Below are 17,118 nucleotides of genomic sequence, written 5' to 3' on the forward strand. Positions count from 1 at the left end.
GCGTCATCGTCTGGTTCCTCGCGTTTCCGTGAGGAGGAGCGGTCACCGTCCGCGCGGCGCGGGCGACCGCAGCCGGTCATGGACGGCGTACCCGCCCGGATGCGCCGCCCGCACCCGCGTGCCCCCGTCCCCAGCAGCTCCGTCCCGGTGATCCCTCCTCACGCTCGAACCGCGCTCGCGCGGGGACACATCCCGTGGCCGCGTCGGACGCGAGCCACACCACCGTCCGCGCGAATTCACGGCCATGAGGGGCCGTACGGCTGATGCGTCGCCGTGTTGCTGACCAGGAGGTCGTTCAGAGGCGGTCTGCCGGACGTCCGGGTCCCTGGCCGTGACGCACACCAGCGCTTCGGCATCGGCCAGTTGCCGGGCGACCTCCCGCCCGATCCCGCGGGTGCCGCCGGTCACGAGGGCAGCCCTGCCGTGCGGTCCGTACGAGGACGTCATCGCCGTACGGACTCATGACGGACCGTCAGTCGACGCTCTCCAGGCGGGAGTTGCGTGCCGCGACCAGTTCCAGGACGGCCCGCCAGTCCTCCAGGACACCGGCGTCGAACCGGGCCGTGCGGCTCTCCTCGGCCGCCAGGCGCAGCAGGTCGTCGTCGGGGGCGGGGCCGCGGTGGGCCAGTAGGCGGTGGACCCGTTCTCCGAGCAGGGCGCGGACGACCTCGGCGGCCTGTCCGGTGCCCATCACCAGGCCCGCCACCTGGAGTTCCTTGTCGGCGGGCCGGCTGCGGCGCAGCAGTGCCGCGGTCCGCAGGGCGTGTTCGCTGCCGCAGGCGTGCAGCAGATCCATCAGTTCGTCGACACTGCGCAGTTCCATACGTCAGACCTCCCGCCGGTCCGGCCGTTGCCGTGGGTCAGCAGAACATGGGCGCCTTGCGAATCGGCCAACGGGACCTGAACTGCGTGCCCGGGGGTCGGAGGACCGGTCGAGCCATAGGCCGAACGAGTGACTCCAGGAGGGCACTCAAAGCGGCAAATCAGGCGAAAAGCGGGCGTAGAAGCCACAGTGAAGTGCAATGGTTACACCTTGTTTTCACTCGCTATCGAGCGGCCCTCCGCTCATCTGGTTAATCTGTAGCGGACGGACGGCAGTACGGGGTCCCACCCACACCCACAGTCCGTCCCGGGACAAGCCGGTCACCACGGTCTGTTCTCACCTGAGTTGCCGGCGCCACCGCGTCCGACCCGATCTCGACCCAGACCCGAGCGGACGTCCAGGCGCCGACCGTAGGTTGGCCAGGTACGTCCCGAGGGTGAGCCCGACACATAAGGAGTGCGCGGTGACACCGGAGAAGACGAATCGCGAACAGCGCCCCAAGGAACGCCCGGAGCGCGCGGGCCGACGGCCCGGAGACATCGGCAGCCTCGACGTGTGGGCGCGGTCCGCCCCCATCCGTCTCGCGGGCTACGAGGACGACCTCGCCGAGCCCCACATCCTGCCCAGCGTGGACTGACGGCAGGACCTTCGCGATCGCCGACGGCATGGGCGTGCGAGACTCACGCCCATGCTGATCAGAGAAGCCGTGGCCGACGACTGGCCACGGATCTGGCCGTTCTGGCACCGGATCGTGGCCGCGGGCGAGACCTACGCCTGGGACCCCGACACCTCCGAGGAAGCCGCGCGGGCCCTGTGGATGAGCCCGGCCAAGCGGGTCCACGTCGTCGAGGACGAGACCGGAGCGGTCGTCGCCTCCGCCTACGTCACCCCCAACTACGGTGGTCCGGCGGCCCGGATCGCCAACGCCGGCTTCATGGTCGACCCCGACCGGGGCGGCCGCGGAATCGGCCGGGCCCTCGCCGAGCACATCCTGGCCACCGCCGCGGCCGACGGCTACCGAGGCATGGTGTTCAACGCCGTCGTGGAGACCAACCCGGCCGTGAAGCTGTGGACCTCGCTCGGCTTCACGATTCTCGGCACCGTGCCGGACGCCTTCGACCACCCCCGGCACGGCCCGGTCGGGCTGCACATCATGTACAGGGCCCTGTAGGGCCGGGAGTTCAGCCGAGCGGTGCCGTCCGCCGCCACGGCCGCCGTCGCTCCAGCTCCTGTGCGACCTCCAGCAGCACCGTCTCCGACCCGGGCCGGCCGACCAGTTGGACGGCGGTGGGGGCGCCCGAGGGCAGGGTGCCGAGCGGCACCGACATGGCAGGCCAGCCGGTGAGGTTCCACGGCGGGGTCAGCGGCGAGTAGTTGGTGTTGGCCAGGACATTGCGCAGCCAGCCCCGCTCGTGCCAGGGCTCCGCCTTCGGGGAGCGGCGGGCCAGTGCCGGGAGCAGCAGCACGTCGTGCTCGGCGAAGAACGGCTCCAGGCGCTCGCGCAGTTCCTGCCGGGCCTTCCCCTTCCGTACGGTCCTGACGAAGCGCCGCCCGATCGCCGCGTGCACCCGGGTGCGCCGGGCCAGCAGCCGGGGGTCGAGGCCCTGGGCGTCCACCGAGGTGCCCGCCGTCCAGGTGGCGAGCGAGGTGACTCCCAGCGAGAGCGGGTACGGCGGGTCGGCGCGCCGCACCTGGTGCCCGGCCTTGATCAGCAGTCCGGCCGCCTCGCGGACCGCCTGCGCGTACGGCGCGCTGATGGTGACCCCGGCGAGCGGGCTGCGCAGGGACACGGCGACGTCGAGCGTCGCGGGCGCGTCCCGCCGTACGAACTCGGTGCCGGCGATGACCGAGAGCAGCAGACGGGCGTCCTCGACCGTGGTCGCGAGGGGGCCGTTCTCGGACATGCCGAACCAGTCGCCGTCGCTGATGCCGGCCGGCACCACACCCGAGCCCGGCTTCAGCGTGACGAGACCGCAGTTGGCCGCCGGGATGCGCAGGGAGCCCATGCCGTCGTTGCCGAGGGCGACCGGGACCAGGCCCGCGGCGACCGCGGCGGCGCTGCCCCCGGACGAGCCGCCCGCCGTGCGCGAGGTGTCCCAGGGGTTGCGGGAGGTGCCGTGGACGCCCTCCGTGGTGCCGAAGACGCACAGCTCCGGCACGTTGGTCAGTCCGACGACCACCGCGCCCGCGGCCCGCAGGCGGGCCACGACCTCATGGTCGGCGTCGGCGGGCGTGTCCGGGGTCGCGGTCGAGCCGACGCGGTTGGTCTCGCCGCGCACCGCGAGATTGTCCTTGACGGCCACGGGCACGCCGGCCAGGGGCAGTTCACCGAGGTCGTCCCGGGAGCCCACCTCGTCCGCCTCCGCCAGTGCCGCCTCGGCGCGGACCACCCGGAACGCCCCGACCCGCCCGTCCAGCTTCTCGATCCGGGCGAGGTGCTCGGCCACCACCTCCCGGGGCGTGGCGCGCTTCTCGCGGACGGCGGCGGCTATCTCGGCGGCGGTACGGCCGACCCAGTTGGTCACGTGCGCTCCTCGGGGCTACTGGCGAGTACGTAGGAAGAACTCTGCCCGGCGGCGGACGCCACGTCGAGAGCACCCGCGCCCGGACATTCGGCCCGGCCCCCTCGGACCCTTCACGGCGGGTGCGGCTGGACAGGCCCACCGCCCGCGGAAAATCCGGTCTCCGGCGCGACTCCGGGCGGTGCAGCCCCTGGACCGGAACGTGGACGCCACGGCGGCCGGGCCTCAGCGCAGGTGCTCCTCGAAGAGGTCCACGGTGGTCTCCATCGAGCGTGCCCACCGCGAAGAGAAGGTGCGCCCCTCGCCCTGGTACGTACGCAACTCGACGCCCTTGCCCGCCTTCTCGAACGCGGCGACCGTCTGCCGGGTCCAGCGCAGGGGACAGGTCGTGTCGGCGGTGCCGTGGTGGATCAGCAGGGGGTCCGTGACCCGGTCGAGGTAGGTGAGGGGGGACACCTCCCGCCAGAACTCCGGGTTCGTAGCGGGGTGCCGTGCGCCGACTCGATCTCGGCCATCAGCGGGTCCCCCTCGAGCCGTTGGAACTGGTCGATGTTCTCCTCGGGGCGCGCGCTGACCGGTGCGAAGGCGACCGCCGCGTCGAACAGGCCCGGGGCGACCACCAGCGTGTTGTAGACGACCCCGCCGCCCATCGAACGACCGAGGAGGCCCAGGCGGCCGGTGTCGATGTCGGGGCGGCTTAGTCGGGGTGCAGGACGGCACGGCCCTGCGGGAGAGGAGGACCTCGCTCTGACTCAAGTCCTCGCCTGTAGAACCTCGGCTTGACGTAGCCGTAGGCCGACACCACGGCGGAAGGGACCTTCGCCCTTTGCGGATGTTGATCAGCCCGAGATCGTCCGGCCGTTCGCCTCGTGCGTCACCTCGTAACCGGTGTACGCGAAGGTGCGGCTGAGCACCCTGCTCATGAGAGGTGCGCTCCGACGTCGCCGCTCGTACAGCCCCCGTACGGTCATTGTCCCCGCTTCTCCCCTCCGTGTCGGCTCGCTTCCGTCGTGTTCGTGTCCGGCACGCACGGGCGCAGGTCGGCGGGGAGCAGGTCAAGGACACAGGGGCGATCGTCGTGTGCGGGGTCGAGTACGAGGGCCAGGCGCAGGAGGCCCACATGTGCCTCGGCGGACTCGCGGGCGGCAAGCAGTCTCCTGGCGGACTCGATTCGTACGGGGACGGGGGCGCTCGGGTCGGCGAGCACGGTGCGTAGTACCTCCTTCGCCCGGCTGCGCCCCGTGCGCCACTTCATGAGTTCGGTCGCGGCCAGGACGCGGTGGTGAGGGTGCGCCTGTTCGTCGTCCACGACCCGGCGGCAGGCGGCCTCCGCCTCACTGCCGACGTCGAGCTTCGTCCACGCGGCGGCCGCGGCGAGCTGCGCTTCAGGGGTGGCGGTGTCGGGGCCGGAGAGGGATCGGAGGATGCGGCGGCCTTCCTCGCCCAGGTTCTCGGCGAGCAGGGCGGCAGCCCGGGCGCGGACCTCGACGGGGAGTGCGGGGTCGGACACCAGTGCGCGGAGGAGGGGGATGCGGTTCAAGGCGCCGCTGGCCGGGAGGTCTTCGCAGATGGTGACACGGAGTTCCGGAGGTGTGGCGTCATCGCCGGCCAAGGCGAACCATGGCTCGTCGAGGTCTCTACCGGCGGCCGCCGCGGCCGCGCATCTGTCCGAGAGGGGAGCCGTGCTGTCTTTGGCCCATGAGAGGAGCATCTTCCGGACACGGCCGGAGGTGCTTTCATCACGCACGAGGAACGACGGTCGCCTGAGCTGGGTGAGCGCCTCTGGCCGCCGTTGCCTGACGAGATCGACCCATTGTGTGACATATGCCGAAAGTTCGATTCCGGCCAGGGCGCCTGCTGGTACAGACGTGCCTTCGTCGTCTTGTGAGAAGGAGAGGGTATGCCAGAGAGTCGGGTGGGACGTGTGGCTGGACAGCATTCCCACCCACGCGTGGAGTCTCAGACGCTGCAGAGGATCCTGACTGACGTCGGCCATCAGCGTTCTCCATCGCGGGTATGGGATCAGCCCGATCAGCTGGGAGGCGGCCCGTACCCGGTCGTAGGGGGCGGCCTTGGGATCCGCCGCGATGCGGTTCAGGACACGGCGGGTCCGGGGAACGACGGTCGACCGGTTCAGATGAGAATCCCCTTCGAACGACAGCAGCGACTCCGTGGGCACCGACTCGTCGTCGATCAACGCCTCCAGGCGTCCGCGAAGAGTGGCGTCCGGGGTCAGATCGTCGGCCAGGTTGAGGAGCCTCCACAGATGCTCGTCGGGCAGGCCGGCCTCGTCCAGCAGGCGGTGCAGAGCCTCGGAGGCGGCGCGGACGTCGACTTCGGCCAAGGCGGCGAGAGCTTCGATGCGGTCACGCATGCCCCCGTACGGGTCCTCTGCGACTCGTCGCAGCAACCCCGAGGAGGTGTCGCGGTCACCGGTTTCGAGTAGCCGCATCGCCGCGTCCCGGCGTACGTCCGCGGGCACGGCCGGATCGCTCGCGATCGAGGCGAGCAGGTCGTCGGTGTCCGCCGCGTTGAGTTCGTTCAAGGCCTCCACAGCCTCAAGCCGGTCCGCGGCACCAATGCAGGTGTCCGTTGTCATCCGCACCAAAGATGCGTGCACCCCGTCCGTGGACGCGAGTGTCCTAAGGACGTCCAGATGGACGAGCCGCTCGCCGACGGTGAGCGTCGGATCGTGGAAGGCTTGCAGCACCACCTGCCGGAGTCTGGTCGACTCCCCGAGTCCTTGCAGAATTCGAGGAAGGTAATAGCCCACGCTCCATCGATCTGTAGGCCCGGCCGAGAGGCGGTCGACACAGTCCATCGCGACGGATCGCCGTCCGAGCCGGGCGAGCCGGGCAATGGCGTCGATCCGGGTGTAACCGCTTCGCCGCTCATCACGTGCAACGCGTTCAAGCAGCGTCACGTCGTCGATGTGGGACACCGCTGTTGTCACGGCGTCCTCCGAGGACTCGGAGCTGTCGACGACCTGCGTGCACACGAGACACAACGTTTCCTGGTCGGCCTCCGGCATGGCCCAGATCGCCCTGTGCCGCAGATACAAGGGCACGGAAGGATCCCTGCACAGTTCCGCCAGCTGCTCCGGTCGTGACAGCGTCAGCAGAAGACCCTGCAGAAAGCGGGTCATGTGGGGAGCCTCGACCAGGACCGGATTGTCGTGCAGCGCCTCGGTCAGGGCGGTCAATGCCTCCTCAGGAAGGCTGCGGGGGAGAAGGCTCAGCGTGTTGTCGACGTGCTGATGGGGAAACTCCGATGCACGCAGCAACGCGCCGAGCGCGTCCGTCCCGGCAGGGAGGTCCAGCGGAAGCAGCGCGACGGCAGCAGCCTGCCTTGTCTCGGGGATCTGACCGGGATCCTCGGCGAGAGCGAGCAGGCGTCGGCGCGCTCCCTCCGAATCGCCGACCCGCGCCGACAGCGAGGCTGCTACGACACGCTGGGCACCCAGCAGATCCGGGTTGTCGGCCAATGCACGGGCCAGGGCGTCCGCATCGTCGACGCCTCGGCGCACGCAGTGCTTCAGCGACTCGACACGCACTGTATGCGGCACACCCGGATCGGCGACAATACCCGCCAGGCTTGGCGCGTCCAGCACTGTGAGCAGCCTGTCGAGCACGGCGGAGACATCAAGGTCCCCCACGGTCACGGAGCGGCCGGACAACTTGATCACCGCCCGTGTGAACTGCGCCGTCAGCTCCTCGTTCGCGACGAGTTCGTCGCTCAGAATCGTCGCGCACAGCAGCAGGTCGCGCCAGCCTCCGCCGTCCACGACGGTACGCAGGAACTCCTCCAAGGACATGCCCTGTTCGCGCCAGCGGGCGGCCATGAACAGCACCAGGTTGGGACGTTCGGTCGCGATGGCCTCGCGTACGGTCGCCAGTGCTTCGGGGGACTTGGGGTTGAGGCGGTCCGCCAGGGAGCACCCGGCGAGGTACTCCTGAACGGTGTGATGCAGGAAGCGCAGATCCTCGCCGTGCCGCAGCACCAGCCCGGTGAAGGTGAGGGCGCCGAGGACCATGTCCCGGTCCGGAGCGGCGTCCGGGTGGCGCTCGGAGAGCAGGTCTCGCACCTGGTCGAGCAGAGGTCGCGGATCCCCGCTCTGCCGTGCCTCGGCCGCCGGGTACAGGGCGTCGTGCACCCGGTCCAGTAGATCCGGTGTGATGCCATGCCCGGTCCGGCCGCTGCGACGGAGTCGCGCCGAGCCTCTCTCCCGAAGGATGGCGATGAACCGTGCGTAGAGTTCGGCCGGGTCGCGGGGCAGCTCGTGCAGGGCGGCGACAATGCAGATCATCGTCAGGTAGAGCGGATTGCGCGCGACTTCGGAGAGACGGCCGAGGCGCAGACCGCTCGTCAGTTGCGTAGCCCGCCGTGCGGCGTCCGGAACGTCCAGTGCCGCGAACCAGGCGTGGGCGACACTTGCGATCTCCTGGTCGCCGAACTCCATCAGCGAGTAACGGCGCAGCGCGGTCAGCCGGTTCATCTCGGCGGTGACCAAGGAGCGACTGGCGACGACGAAGCGCAGATATGGTTCGCGGGCCCAGCTCTGGACGAGCCGGATGACCTTGCCGCGCTCCTCCGGGTCCAGAATCTCGTCGAGACCATCGACGCAGACCAGCCAGTCCACCGAGGGCAGCGGTCCGGTTTCGAAGAAGTCCGCGGGCAGCGAGCGCCGCAGACTGGGCAGGTCCCGTCCGACCGCACGGGCCAGGGCCTCAGGGAAAGGCAGGTCCAGCAGTTGGTCGGCGCCGACCCGTACGGGTATGTAGGAGGGCGCCCGCGCCGGGTCGTCGAGCCAGGCGGAGGCAGCCGTACAGGTCAGTCGTCGCAGCAGACTCGACTTACCCGTTCCCGCGCCGCCGGTGAACAGCACATGCCGGTCGTCGGCGAGGACGCTCTCGGCGGCCGGCCGCTGCCGGCTCGGGGACCGGTGGTCACGGGCGGCGTGCAGGTGATCAACGTGCGAGGGGGCGTTCTCGTCCTGCGTCTCGCGCGTGGACGACGCCTCCTGACGGACGTACACCGTGGACAGCGGGATGTCCTGAGCCTCGGTCAGCAGAGCGGCGTACGGATGCTCGTCCGCGGCGTCCCGGGCAGCCACGAGATAGTCACGCAGCCGGACGCCGGGGTGCCGGAACTCGCCGGCGCTCAGCTGCTCGTCCGTGAGTCCGTTCAGCCAGTGCGACGGGGGTACCGGAGCGGGGCACCGGGAGAGGATCTCGGACAACGGGACCATATGTGTACTGCCCGCCTTGTTCGAGCGGGCGAGCATCCCGCACACCCCGCCGGTGCGCAGGTTGACCACCGGGCTGCCGCTGAAGCCCTCGCCGACCGGGGTGCCGTATCCGCGCGGCAGCGTCAGCGGGTCGTCGAAGGACAGACGGGAGTCGCCCTGGTGTTCCAGCGCGGCCCACTGGCCGGCCCGGTAGTCCCCTCGCGGATGCCCGTGAACCCACAGGCGGTCACCGAGAGAGAGGTGAGGTGCGGTGAGGACGTACGGCAGATTCTGCGTTGCCGCGTCATAGTGGAGAAACGCGATGTCGAGGCCGTTCGCCGCGTGATGGATCGCGTCCTCGGACACCGTCAGCGTGAGATCGGTGCGGCTCGCCACGATGCGGCCGCGCACTGTTGTGGCTCCGGAGACCACATGCGCGCAGGTGACCACAGTTCCGGGAGCGAGGACGAACCCCGTTCCGCCGCCGCTGCCGTCCACGAGTTCCAGGGCGACGGTGGCGGCCGCCAGCGAGTCTCTCCAGCCGTCCATGCGCAGGGCTCCTAGGACTGTTCACCGGTTTCCGGTGCGGTCCACTCCAGCGTCACCTTCCACGCCGACTTCGATGACGCCTTGCCGATCACCGCCAGCAACTGGCCCGTGTCCACGGAGACATCGCAGCCGAACTCCACCGTCGCCTTTGACGCGCCGGTCTGCTGGAGCCGAGTGCCCACGGCCCGGGCCACGGCGGTCAGGCTGTCGAGCACGGTCTCCAGACGAGCGGTGCGCCAGCCGATCTCCTGCTCCTCGGCCAGACCAGATCCGACCTGGGCTCCCGACGGGCCGACCGAGACGAGGAGCCGTTGCCCGTCCACCTCGACCGGGACCATCACATCCGCTTCCTCGCCCAACTGCCCAGCCCTTCCACCCGATCCGAACGGACTGCTCATCGTAGCGGGCGCACCTCACGGGCAACTCCCGTGCTGTCCCGCACGATCAGCCGCGGCACCGGCACCCGTACGGTCCGGGCCGGACCGCCGTCCAGCAGCGCGGTCAGTTCCCTGGCCGCCGTGCGGCCGAACTCCACGCTGTCCCGGGACAGCGCCGACAGCCACGGCTTGACCATGCGGCACAGGGCCGAGTCCTCCCAGGCCACCACCGAGACGTCCCCGGGCACCAAGTGGCCCAGCTCGGTCGCGGCGGCCACTCCGGCGAGGGCCATCACGTCGTTGTCGTAGATCAGCGCGGTCGGGGGAGCGGCCGCCTCCAGGACCCGGCGGGTCGCGGCCGCGCCCTCCGCGTCGGAGTAGTCGGTGGTCACCGACTTCACCCCGGTCAGCCCGCGCCGCCCGGCCTCCGCGCGCAGGGTGCGGATGCGGCGCTCGGTGTGGGCGAGCCCCGGCAGGCCCGCGATGTGCACGATCCGCCGGTGGCCCAGCGCGTACAGCTCGTCCACGACCGCGGCCATCGCGCCCGCGTCGTCCGCCCAGACGGTCGAGAGCCCGGGGTGGCGTTCGTCGGGGGCGCCGCCGATCACCACACCCGGCAGACCCAGTTCGTCGAGGACCCCGGTGCGCGGGTCGTCGGTGCGCGGGTCGACGACCAGGACGCCGTCCACCCGGTGCTCGGCCCACCAGCGCCGGTACACCGCGCACTCGTCCTCGACGTCCTCGACCACCTGGAACAGCAGTCCGAGGTGCCGCTCCGCCAGCACCTCCTGGATCCCCGAGACGAGCTGGAGGAAGAAGGAGTCGACGCCGAGCGTCTCGGCCGGGCGGGCCAGGACGAAGCCGACCGTGGCCGCGCCCTCGCCGGACAGCGCGCGGGCCGCGGTGCTGGGCCGCCAGCCGAGTTCCTCCGCGACCTGCCGCACCCGGTCCCGGGTGTCCTCGGAGACCCCGGGCCGGCCGTTGAGCGCGAAGGAGACCGCGCTCTGGGAGACCCCCGCCTGCCGCGCGATGTCCTTCATCGTGGGCCTGCGGGCCACTGACCGCTTGCCTGACACGCTGTTTCCCCATTCCCCCGCCGATGTGTTCGGACAGTATGCACTAATGCGGTTCAGCTCCGTCAACCTAATGCGCATTAGTCACTAAACAAATTAGCTGTGCGAGAGGCATTGACGGGCCCGTGGAGGGGCGTGCAGGGTCTCCGTCGTTGGCCCACCCGCCGCAAAGGAGAACGGTTCGCCGTGCCCATATCCCGCAGAGCCCTCGCTGCCGCCGCCGTCTGTGCCCTCCTGCCGCTGAGCGGTTGCGGCTCCGGCGACGACGGCGGTTCGAGCGCCGCCTCCGGCAAGATCGAGGGCGACATCACCTTCCAGACCTGGAACCTCCGGGCGAACTTCAAGGACTACTTCGAGGGCGTGATCGCGGACTTCGAGAAGAAGTACCCCGGCACCGACGTGAAGTGGATCGACCAGCCCGCCGAGGGCTACGCCGACAAGATCAGCGCCGATGCCGCGGGCGGCACCCTCCCCGACGTAGTCAACGTGTCCCCGGACCTGGTCGCGCCCCTCGCCAAGGCCGGCCTCGCGCTCGACCTCGACAAGGCGGCCGGGCAGTACAAGAAGGAGTACCTGGCCGGCGCCTGGGCCAGCCACCAGATACCGGGCATGACCGGCACGTACGCCTTCCCCTGGTACCTCAACACCGGCCCGCTGTTCTACAACAAGGCCCTCTTCAAGGAGGCCGGGCTCAACCCCGACCAGCCGCCGAAGACGTACGACGAGCTCTTCACCGACGCGCTGGAGCTGGCGAAGAAGACCGACGGCAAGGTCGCCACCCTCGCCAACGTGCCCACCATCGAGGACTTCGGCCGCTACGGCGTCCCGCTCATGAACTCCGAGGGCACCGCCTTCGCCTTCAACGACGCCAAGGGGGTCGAACTCCTCACCAAGTACAAGGAGCTCTACGACGCCAAGGCGCTCGACCCGCAGGCGCTGACCGCCACACCCGAGTCCTCCGGCAAGAAGTTCCTCACCGGTGCCGTCGCCATGAACCCGGGCAGCGCCCTGGACCTCGGCAACTTCAAGAAGCAGGCGCCGAACCTGTACAAGAACATCGGCATCACCGACCAGATCACCAGCACCGGACACGTCAACATGTACGTGATGGGCGTGATGGTGAACGCGCAGACCAAGAAGAAGGCCGCCGCCGTCGCCTTCGCGCACTACGTCACCGACGCCGAGCACCAGATGTCCTTCGCGAAGAAGGTCGCCATCTTCCCGAGCACCGCGGGATCGCTGGACGACCCGTACTTCACCAAGGAGGACGGCACGGACGAGACGCGGGTGCGGATCGCCGCCGCCAAGTCCCTGAAGAACGCGGTCAATTACACGCCGGTGCTGTTCAGCGAGCAGATGAAGACGGCCCTGCGCAACGAGGTCGCCAAGGCGCTCCAGGGCAAGGAGAGCCCCAAGGAAGCTCTCGACAACGCTGTCAAGGCCTGCGACACGCTGCTCCAGCAGCAGGGATAGCCATGTCCTCGTCCACCGTCCCCCGGGTCCGGCCCGACAGCCGTGCGCCCGACGTCCCCCGCGGGCGTCGGGTGCGGCGCCAACTGCCGACCAGCCCCTGGCTGTTCGCCGCGCCCGGCCTGATCGTCATCGGCGTGTTCATCCTGTACCCGTTCGTCTCCACGCTGGTGAACGCCTTCACCGACAAGCGCACGCTGATCCCGGGCGAGTTCGTGGGCCTCGCGAACTTCCGTGAGCTGCTGCACGACGACATGTTCTGGATCGGCCTGCGCAACAGCACGCTGTACGTCCTCGGAGTCGTGCCCGCGCTGGTGATCCTGCCGCTGCTCCTCGCGCTCCTGGTGCAGAAGAACATCCCGGGCATCACCTTCTTCCGGTCCGCCTTCTACACCCCGGTCGTCGCGTCGATCGTCGTGGTCGGACTCATCTGGGTGTGGCTGCTCGACGAACGCGGCCTGATCAACTCGCTGTTGGAGTCCGTCGGGGTCGGGCGGGTCGGCTTCCTGAGCGACCAGTGGCTGCTCCTGCTGAGCGCCATGGCCGTCACGGTGTGGAAGGGCCTCGGCTACTACATGATCATCTATCTGGCCGCGCTGGCCAATGTGCCGCGTGAGCTGCACGAGGCCGCCGCGGTCGACGGGGCCGGGGCCGTCCGCCGGTTCGTCACGGTGACGGTGCCCGCCGTCCGCTCGACCATGGCACTCGTCGGGGCGCTGTCCTCGGTCGCCGCCTTCAAGGTGTTCTCCGAGGTCTACCTGATGGCCGGCCCGAGCGGCGGACCGGCCGGCGAGGACACCACACTCGTGATGCTCGTCCAGCGCACCGGCACCGGGCTCACCGGCAGGGTCGGCTACGCGTCCGCCATCTCCATCGTGGTCTTCGTCGTCACCGTGGCACTGATGCTCCTCGTGCTGCGCGCCGACCGGAGGGGGGAGTCGTGACCCGGGTGCGCAAGCGCGAACTGGTCCTGCGATACGTCCTGTTGCTGGCCGTCCTCGCCCTGACCGTCGGCCCCTTCCTGTGGCAGCTGTCGACCTCCCTCAAGGGGCCCACCGAGGACATCTACAGCTCGCCGCCCTCCTTCCTGCCGCAGCATCCCACCCTGCACAACTACGAGCGGGTCGCCGACACCATCCCCGTCTGGGACTACGCCCTCAACTCCCTGAAGGTCGCCGCCGGCAACGTCGTGACCAACTGCGTCGGGTCGGCACTCGCCGGATACGCCCTGGCCCGGCTGCGCTACCGCGGCCGCCGCGCGGCCACGCTCGCCTTCATCCTGGCGATGCTCGTGCCGGTGGAGGGCATCATCATCGCCCAGTTCACCACCATGCGGGAGCTCGGCCTCAACAACACCCTGATCGGCGTGGTCCTGCCGGGCTGCATCGGCGCGATGAACGTCCTGCTGATGCGCAACGCCTTCCTCAACCTGCCCTACGAGATCGAGGAGGCGGCGTACGTCGACGGCGCCAACGTGTGGCAGCGGTTCCTGCGGATCGCCCTGCCGTCGGTGAAGGGCACGATCGCCGTCGTCGCGATCTTCGCCTTCATGGGCGCGTGGGACGACTTCCTGTGGCCGCTGATCGTGCTGAGCGACCCGTCGAAGTTCACGCTGACCATCGGCCTCAACTACCTGCACGGCACCTTCGCCAACGACGAACGGCTCGTCGCCGCGGGCACGGTCATCGCCGTGGCCCCGCTGATCGCCCTCTTCGCCGGCCTCCAGCGGTACTTCTTCCGCGGGGTGGGCGAGGGGGCGGTGAAGGGCTGAACGAACCCCCAGAGTCAAGGATCCCGTATGCCTTCTGCCGTGCGCTTCGGCGTCAACTACACCCCGAGCGTCGGATGGTTCCACCACTGGCTCGACTTCGACCTGGACACCGTCCGCGCCGACCTCGACTCGATCGCCGCCCTGGGCCTCGACCACGTCCGGGTCTTCCCGCTGTGGCCGTACTTCCAGCCGAACCGCACCCTGATCCGTGAGCGGGCCGTGTCGGATCTCGTGCGGCTGGTCGACGCCGCCGCCGAGCGCGGTCTCGACGTCAACGTCGACGGTCTGCAAGGGCACTTGAGCAGCTTCGACTTCCTGCCCGCCTGGACCCGGACCTGGCACCGCCGCAACCTCTTCACCGACCCGGAGGTCGTCGAGGGCCAGGCCGCCTACCTGCGCACCCTCGCGGCGGCACTGGCGGACCGGCCCAACTTCCTCGGCATGACCCTCGGCAACGAGGTCAACCAGTTCTCCGCGGGCCCCCATCCGGACCCGGACCGGGCCAGCTCCGAGCAGATCGACGCCTGGCTCACCCGCATGCTGGCCGCCTGCGAGTCGGGCGCCCCCGGCAGGCTGCACCTGCACGCCGAGTACGACGCCACCTGGTACCAGGACGACCAGCCCTTCACCCCCGCCCAGGCCGCCCGCCACGGAGCCGTCACCGCGGTGCACTCCTGGGTCTTCAACGGCACCGCCCAGCGCCACGGCCGCACCTCCGTCCCGGCCGAGCACCACGCCGCCTACCTCGTCGAACTCAGCAAGGCCTGGGCGGACGACCCGCACCGGCCCGTCTGGCTCCAGGAGGTCGGCGCCCCCGCGCCCCTGGTGCCGCCCGAGCACGCCGCCGCCTTCACCGAGGCCACCATCACCAACGCCCTGGACTGCCCCGGCCTGTGGGGCATCACCTGGTGGTGCTCCCACGACGTGTCCCGGGAACTGGCCGACTTCCCGGAACTCGAGTACGGGCTCGGCCTGTTGACCAACGACCGCACACCGAAGGACACCGCCCGGGTCCTGGAACGGGCGGCCCGGGCGGGCTCCGCCGCGCCCCCACGCCGTACGACCGCACTCGTCGTCCCCGCCGACCCCGCCGCCCGCTCGCTCTGCGCGCCCGGCGGGCCCGTCTTCGACGCGTACTTCCGGCTCGTCGCCGACGGCGCCCGCCCCACCACCGTCCTCGACACCCGCGCCGCCGACCGGGACCACCTGGCCGCACGCTCCATCACCGAGGTCGTCACGTCCGATCAGGTACTCCCACCCCACAAGGACCACTAGGAGGCACCCGCTCGTGAACCCCACCAGACGTACCGTCCTGCTCGCCGCGACCGCGGCCGCACTGCTGCCCGCGCTGCCGGCGAGAGCGGCGGCGGCGACCGAGCTCCAGCCGTACGCCACCTACTGGTACCCGGACTCCCTGCCCTCCGGCAGCCCCGGCGCCGGCATCACCTGGCGCAGCCTCAAGACCTGGCGGGCGGCCGAGGACGCCGACCTCGCCTTCAACGCGGCCGCCGTGCCGCTCGCCACCCGCTTCACCCCGACACCCGCCAACCCGACGGCCCGGGCCGGCCAGGCCCGCATCCAGTCGCTGGTCTCCTTCGGGCCGACGGCCGGCAACCCCTCGCAGGGCTCGGCCACGTCCGACTACTACGCCTTCGGGCACTGGGCCTACGTCGACGAACTCGTCTTCTGGGGCGGCTCGTCCGGCGAGGGACTGATCCTCGCCCCCAACGCCCCGATCGTGGACGCCGCCCACCGGCACGGCGTGCCCGTCCTCGGCAACATCTTCCTGCCGCCGACCGCCTACGGCGGCCAGTTGCAGTGGACCCGGGACCTGGTCCAGAAGGACGCGGCCGGCCGGTACCCGCTCGCGGACCGACTCGTCGCGGTCGCCACCGCGTACGGCTTCGACGGATGGTTCGTCAACGCGGAGACCGGCGGCGGGGACGCGGCTCTCGGGGCCGACATGCTGGGCTTCGTCAAGGAGTTGAAGTCCCTCTCCAGGGCGCGAGGGCTGCGGGTCACCTGGTACGACTCGATGACCGTCAACGGGACGGTGAGCTGGCAGGGCGCGCTGAACAGCCGCAACCAGGCGTTCTTCGAGTCCGCGGACGACATGTTCGTCGACTTCCGGTGGACGGCGGACAGCCTTGCCTCCTCGGGCACACTCGCCCAGCAACTGGGCCGCAGCTGCTACGAGTTGTGGGCCGGCGTGGACGTGGAGGCGAACGGCTGGAACACGAACGAGAACTGGGACGCGATCGTGCCGGCGGACAGGACCCACGTGACCTCGATCGGGCTGTACCGGCCGGAGTGGACCCGCAACCACCTGCCCCCGGACCAGCGCACACCACGGGACTTCCACGCGGCCGACGACCGCTTCTGGACGGGCGCCTCGCTCGATCCCGCGCGGCCGGACGACACGGACGGCTGGCGGGCCCCGGCGGTGTCCGTCGCGGACCGGTCGACGGTCACCTCACTCCCGTTCGCCAGTGTGTTCAACACCGGGCACGGGCTGCGGTGGTACGAGAAGGGGGTCGTCACGTCGGACGCGCCGTGGAACCACCTCGGGCTCCAGGACCGGCTGCCGTCGCGGCGGTGGGTGGTGCGGACCCGGGGCACCCGGCCGGCCGTCTCCTTCGACTTCGACGACGCCTGGCGGGGCGGCAGCAGCGTCCTCGTGGACGGCGTGCTGGACGAGCCGGTCACCGTGGACCTGTACGCCGTACGGCTGCCGGTCGGCGGTGACACCGTGGTCGAGCTGACCCACCGGACCGACGAGGGCGAGGCGGGCGTCGAGCTCGCCGTGGCCACCGCCGAGCCGGGCGCGCCGGGCGAGACACCGCCGTACACCTACCTGCCCGTGGCCGTGGGCGACGGCTGGCGGACCTCGACCGTACGGCTGACCGGGCTCGCCGGGTCCGTCCACGCCCTCGGCGTGCGGCTCACCGGCACCGGCGCGCTGAAGTGGCGGCTCGGCCGGATCGCCGTGTACGACACCCCCCGCACCCCGCGCCCGCCGACCGGCCTGCGCGTCACCGCGGCCAGCGGCGGCGACCTGCGCCTCGCCTGGAACCCCGCCCCCGGCGCCGTACGCCACTACACCCTGCACCGGCTGCTGCCCGACGGCACCCGGCGCTTCCTCGGCGGCACCTGCCAGCGCGCCTTCTTCGTCCCCGGCCTGCGCCCCGAACAGGGCGAGCGGCGGGCGCGGTTGGAGCTGCGTGCCGTGGGGGAGCTCTACACCTCGTCGGCCCCCGTGACGGTCACCCATCCCTGGTGACCGCGTGACCCACCTCTGGTAACCCC

At 70.6% G+C, this 17,118-nt stretch carries 13 protein-coding genes and 2 pseudogenes; 7 read left to right on the top strand and 8 right to left on the bottom strand.

The genetic code is table 11. The features are described from left to right. Positions 1–294: 294 nt before the first annotated feature. Together ACIQJT_RS01950 and ACIQJT_RS01955 are read right to left on the bottom strand one after the other, a co-directional pair. Positions 295–447, bottom strand: a pseudogene (locus ACIQJT_RS01950) (SDR family NAD(P)-dependent oxidoreductase); the annotation flags it as partial. Between the two features lie 25 nt (positions 448–472). Beyond that, on the bottom strand, positions 473–823 hold the full coding sequence (locus ACIQJT_RS01955) for a hypothetical protein (protein ID WP_365454812.1): 351 nt from the start codon (positions 821–823) through the stop codon (positions 473–475). A 463-nt stretch (positions 824–1,286) separates the two neighbouring features. On the opposite strand from ACIQJT_RS01955, the gene ACIQJT_RS01960 reads away from it, so the two are divergent. Together ACIQJT_RS01960 and ACIQJT_RS01965 are read left to right on the top strand one after the other, a co-directional pair. Continuing rightward, positions 1,287–1,460: a hypothetical protein gene (locus ACIQJT_RS01960; RefSeq protein WP_007386357.1), complete on the top strand. Its 174-nt coding sequence runs from the start codon at positions 1,287–1,289 to the stop codon at positions 1,458–1,460. 51 nt (positions 1,461–1,511) lie between these two features. After that, complete coding sequence (locus tag ACIQJT_RS01965; RefSeq protein ID WP_365454815.1) at positions 1,512–1,994, top strand: GNAT family N-acetyltransferase; 483 nt, start codon at positions 1,512–1,514, stop codon at positions 1,992–1,994. Between the two features lie 10 nt (positions 1,995–2,004). On the opposite strand, the gene ACIQJT_RS01970 is transcribed toward ACIQJT_RS01965, so the two are convergent. The 6 genes and pseudogenes from ACIQJT_RS01970 to ACIQJT_RS01995 all read right to left on the bottom strand — a co-directional run bounded on the left by ACIQJT_RS01970 (position 2,005) and on the right by ACIQJT_RS01995 (position 10,538). After that, positions 2,005–3,348: an amidase gene (locus ACIQJT_RS01970; RefSeq protein WP_402639050.1), complete on the bottom strand. Its 1,344-nt coding sequence runs from the start codon at positions 3,346–3,348 to the stop codon at positions 2,005–2,007. A 222-nt stretch (positions 3,349–3,570) separates the two neighbouring features. Beyond that, the gene (locus tag ACIQJT_RS01975; protein ID WP_402639052.1) at positions 3,571–3,801 is read right to left on the bottom strand and encodes an alpha/beta hydrolase family protein; all 231 of its coding nucleotides are present in this window, start codon (positions 3,799–3,801) and stop codon (positions 3,571–3,573) included. A gap of 511 nt (positions 3,802–4,312) precedes the next feature. After that, entirely contained in the window at positions 4,313–8,380 is a 4,068-nt protein-coding gene (locus tag ACIQJT_RS01980; RefSeq protein ID WP_402640106.1) for a hypothetical protein, read from the bottom strand. 258 nt (positions 8,381–8,638) lie between these two features. Then, positions 8,639–9,121, bottom strand: a pseudogene (locus ACIQJT_RS01985) (trypsin-like peptidase domain-containing protein); the annotation flags it as partial. An 11-nt stretch (positions 9,122–9,132) separates the two neighbouring features. Then, on the bottom strand, positions 9,133–9,519 hold the full coding sequence (locus tag ACIQJT_RS01990; RefSeq protein WP_402639054.1) for a CU044_2847 family protein: 387 nt from the start codon (positions 9,517–9,519) through the stop codon (positions 9,133–9,135). Continuing rightward, positions 9,516–10,538 carry a LacI family DNA-binding transcriptional regulator gene (locus ACIQJT_RS01995; RefSeq protein ID WP_402640057.1) on the bottom strand — a complete coding sequence of 341 codons (1,023 nt, stop codon included), beginning with the start codon at positions 10,536–10,538 and terminating at the stop codon, positions 9,516–9,518. The genes ACIQJT_RS01990 and ACIQJT_RS01995 overlap by 4 nt, the downstream gene beginning before the upstream one ends. 219 nt (positions 10,539–10,757) lie before the next feature. Here ACIQJT_RS01995 and ACIQJT_RS02000 point away from each other — a divergent pair, with 219 nt between their 5' ends. The 5 genes from ACIQJT_RS02000 to ACIQJT_RS02020 are packed head-to-tail and all read left to right on the top strand — an operon-like array spanning position 10,758 to position 17,092. After that, entirely contained in the window at positions 10,758–12,044 is a 1,287-nt protein-coding gene (locus tag ACIQJT_RS02000) for an extracellular solute-binding protein (RefSeq protein ID WP_365454830.1), read from the top strand. A 2-nt stretch (positions 12,045–12,046) separates the two neighbouring features. After that, a complete protein-coding gene (locus ACIQJT_RS02005; RefSeq protein ID WP_402639057.1) occupies positions 12,047–12,985 on the top strand; it encodes a carbohydrate ABC transporter permease in 939 nt (312 codons plus the stop codon). Next, entirely contained in the window at positions 12,982–13,812 is an 831-nt protein-coding gene (locus tag ACIQJT_RS02010; protein WP_365454836.1) for a carbohydrate ABC transporter permease, read from the top strand. Before ACIQJT_RS02005 ends, ACIQJT_RS02010 begins: the two co-directional genes overlap by 4 nt. 27 nt (positions 13,813–13,839) lie before the next feature. Then, positions 13,840–15,087 (top strand): glycosyl hydrolase, encoded by a 1,248-nt coding sequence (locus tag ACIQJT_RS02015; RefSeq protein ID WP_402639060.1) that lies wholly within the window; start codon positions 13,840–13,842, stop codon positions 15,085–15,087. 13 nt (positions 15,088–15,100) lie between these two features. Continuing rightward, complete coding sequence (locus ACIQJT_RS02020) at positions 15,101–17,092, top strand: endo-beta-N-acetylglucosaminidase (RefSeq protein WP_402639062.1); 1,992 nt, start codon at positions 15,101–15,103, stop codon at positions 17,090–17,092. Positions 17,093–17,118 lie beyond the last annotated feature (26 nt).

Origin of the sequence: Streptomyces sp. NPDC091972, assembly GCF_044756385.1 — a bacterium.
Taxonomy (GTDB): Bacteria; Actinomycetota; Actinomycetes; order Streptomycetales; family Streptomycetaceae; genus Streptomyces.

Excerpts from the sequence above, each read along its gene's own strand:
- ACIQJT_RS01965 (WP_365454815.1), top strand. The coding sequence starts at position 1,512 with ATGCTGATCAGAGAAGCCGTGGCCGACGACTGGCCACGGATCTGGCCG.
- ACIQJT_RS02005 (WP_402639057.1), top strand. The coding sequence starts at position 12,047 with ATGTCCTCGTCCACCGTCCCCCGGGTCCGGCCCGACAGCCGTGCGCCC.
- ACIQJT_RS01955 (WP_365454812.1), bottom strand. The coding sequence starts at position 823 with ATGGAACTGCGCAGTGTCGACGAACTGATGGATCTGCTGCACGCCTGC.
- ACIQJT_RS01990 (WP_402639054.1), bottom strand. The coding sequence starts at position 9,519 with ATGAGCAGTCCGTTCGGATCGGGTGGAAGGGCTGGGCAGTTGGGCGAG.
- ACIQJT_RS01995 (WP_402640057.1), bottom strand. The coding sequence starts at position 10,538 with ATGAAGGACATCGCGCGGCAGGCGGGGGTCTCCCAGAGCGCGGTCTCC.
- ACIQJT_RS02015 (WP_402639060.1), top strand. The coding sequence starts at position 13,840 with ATGCCTTCTGCCGTGCGCTTCGGCGTCAACTACACCCCGAGCGTCGGA.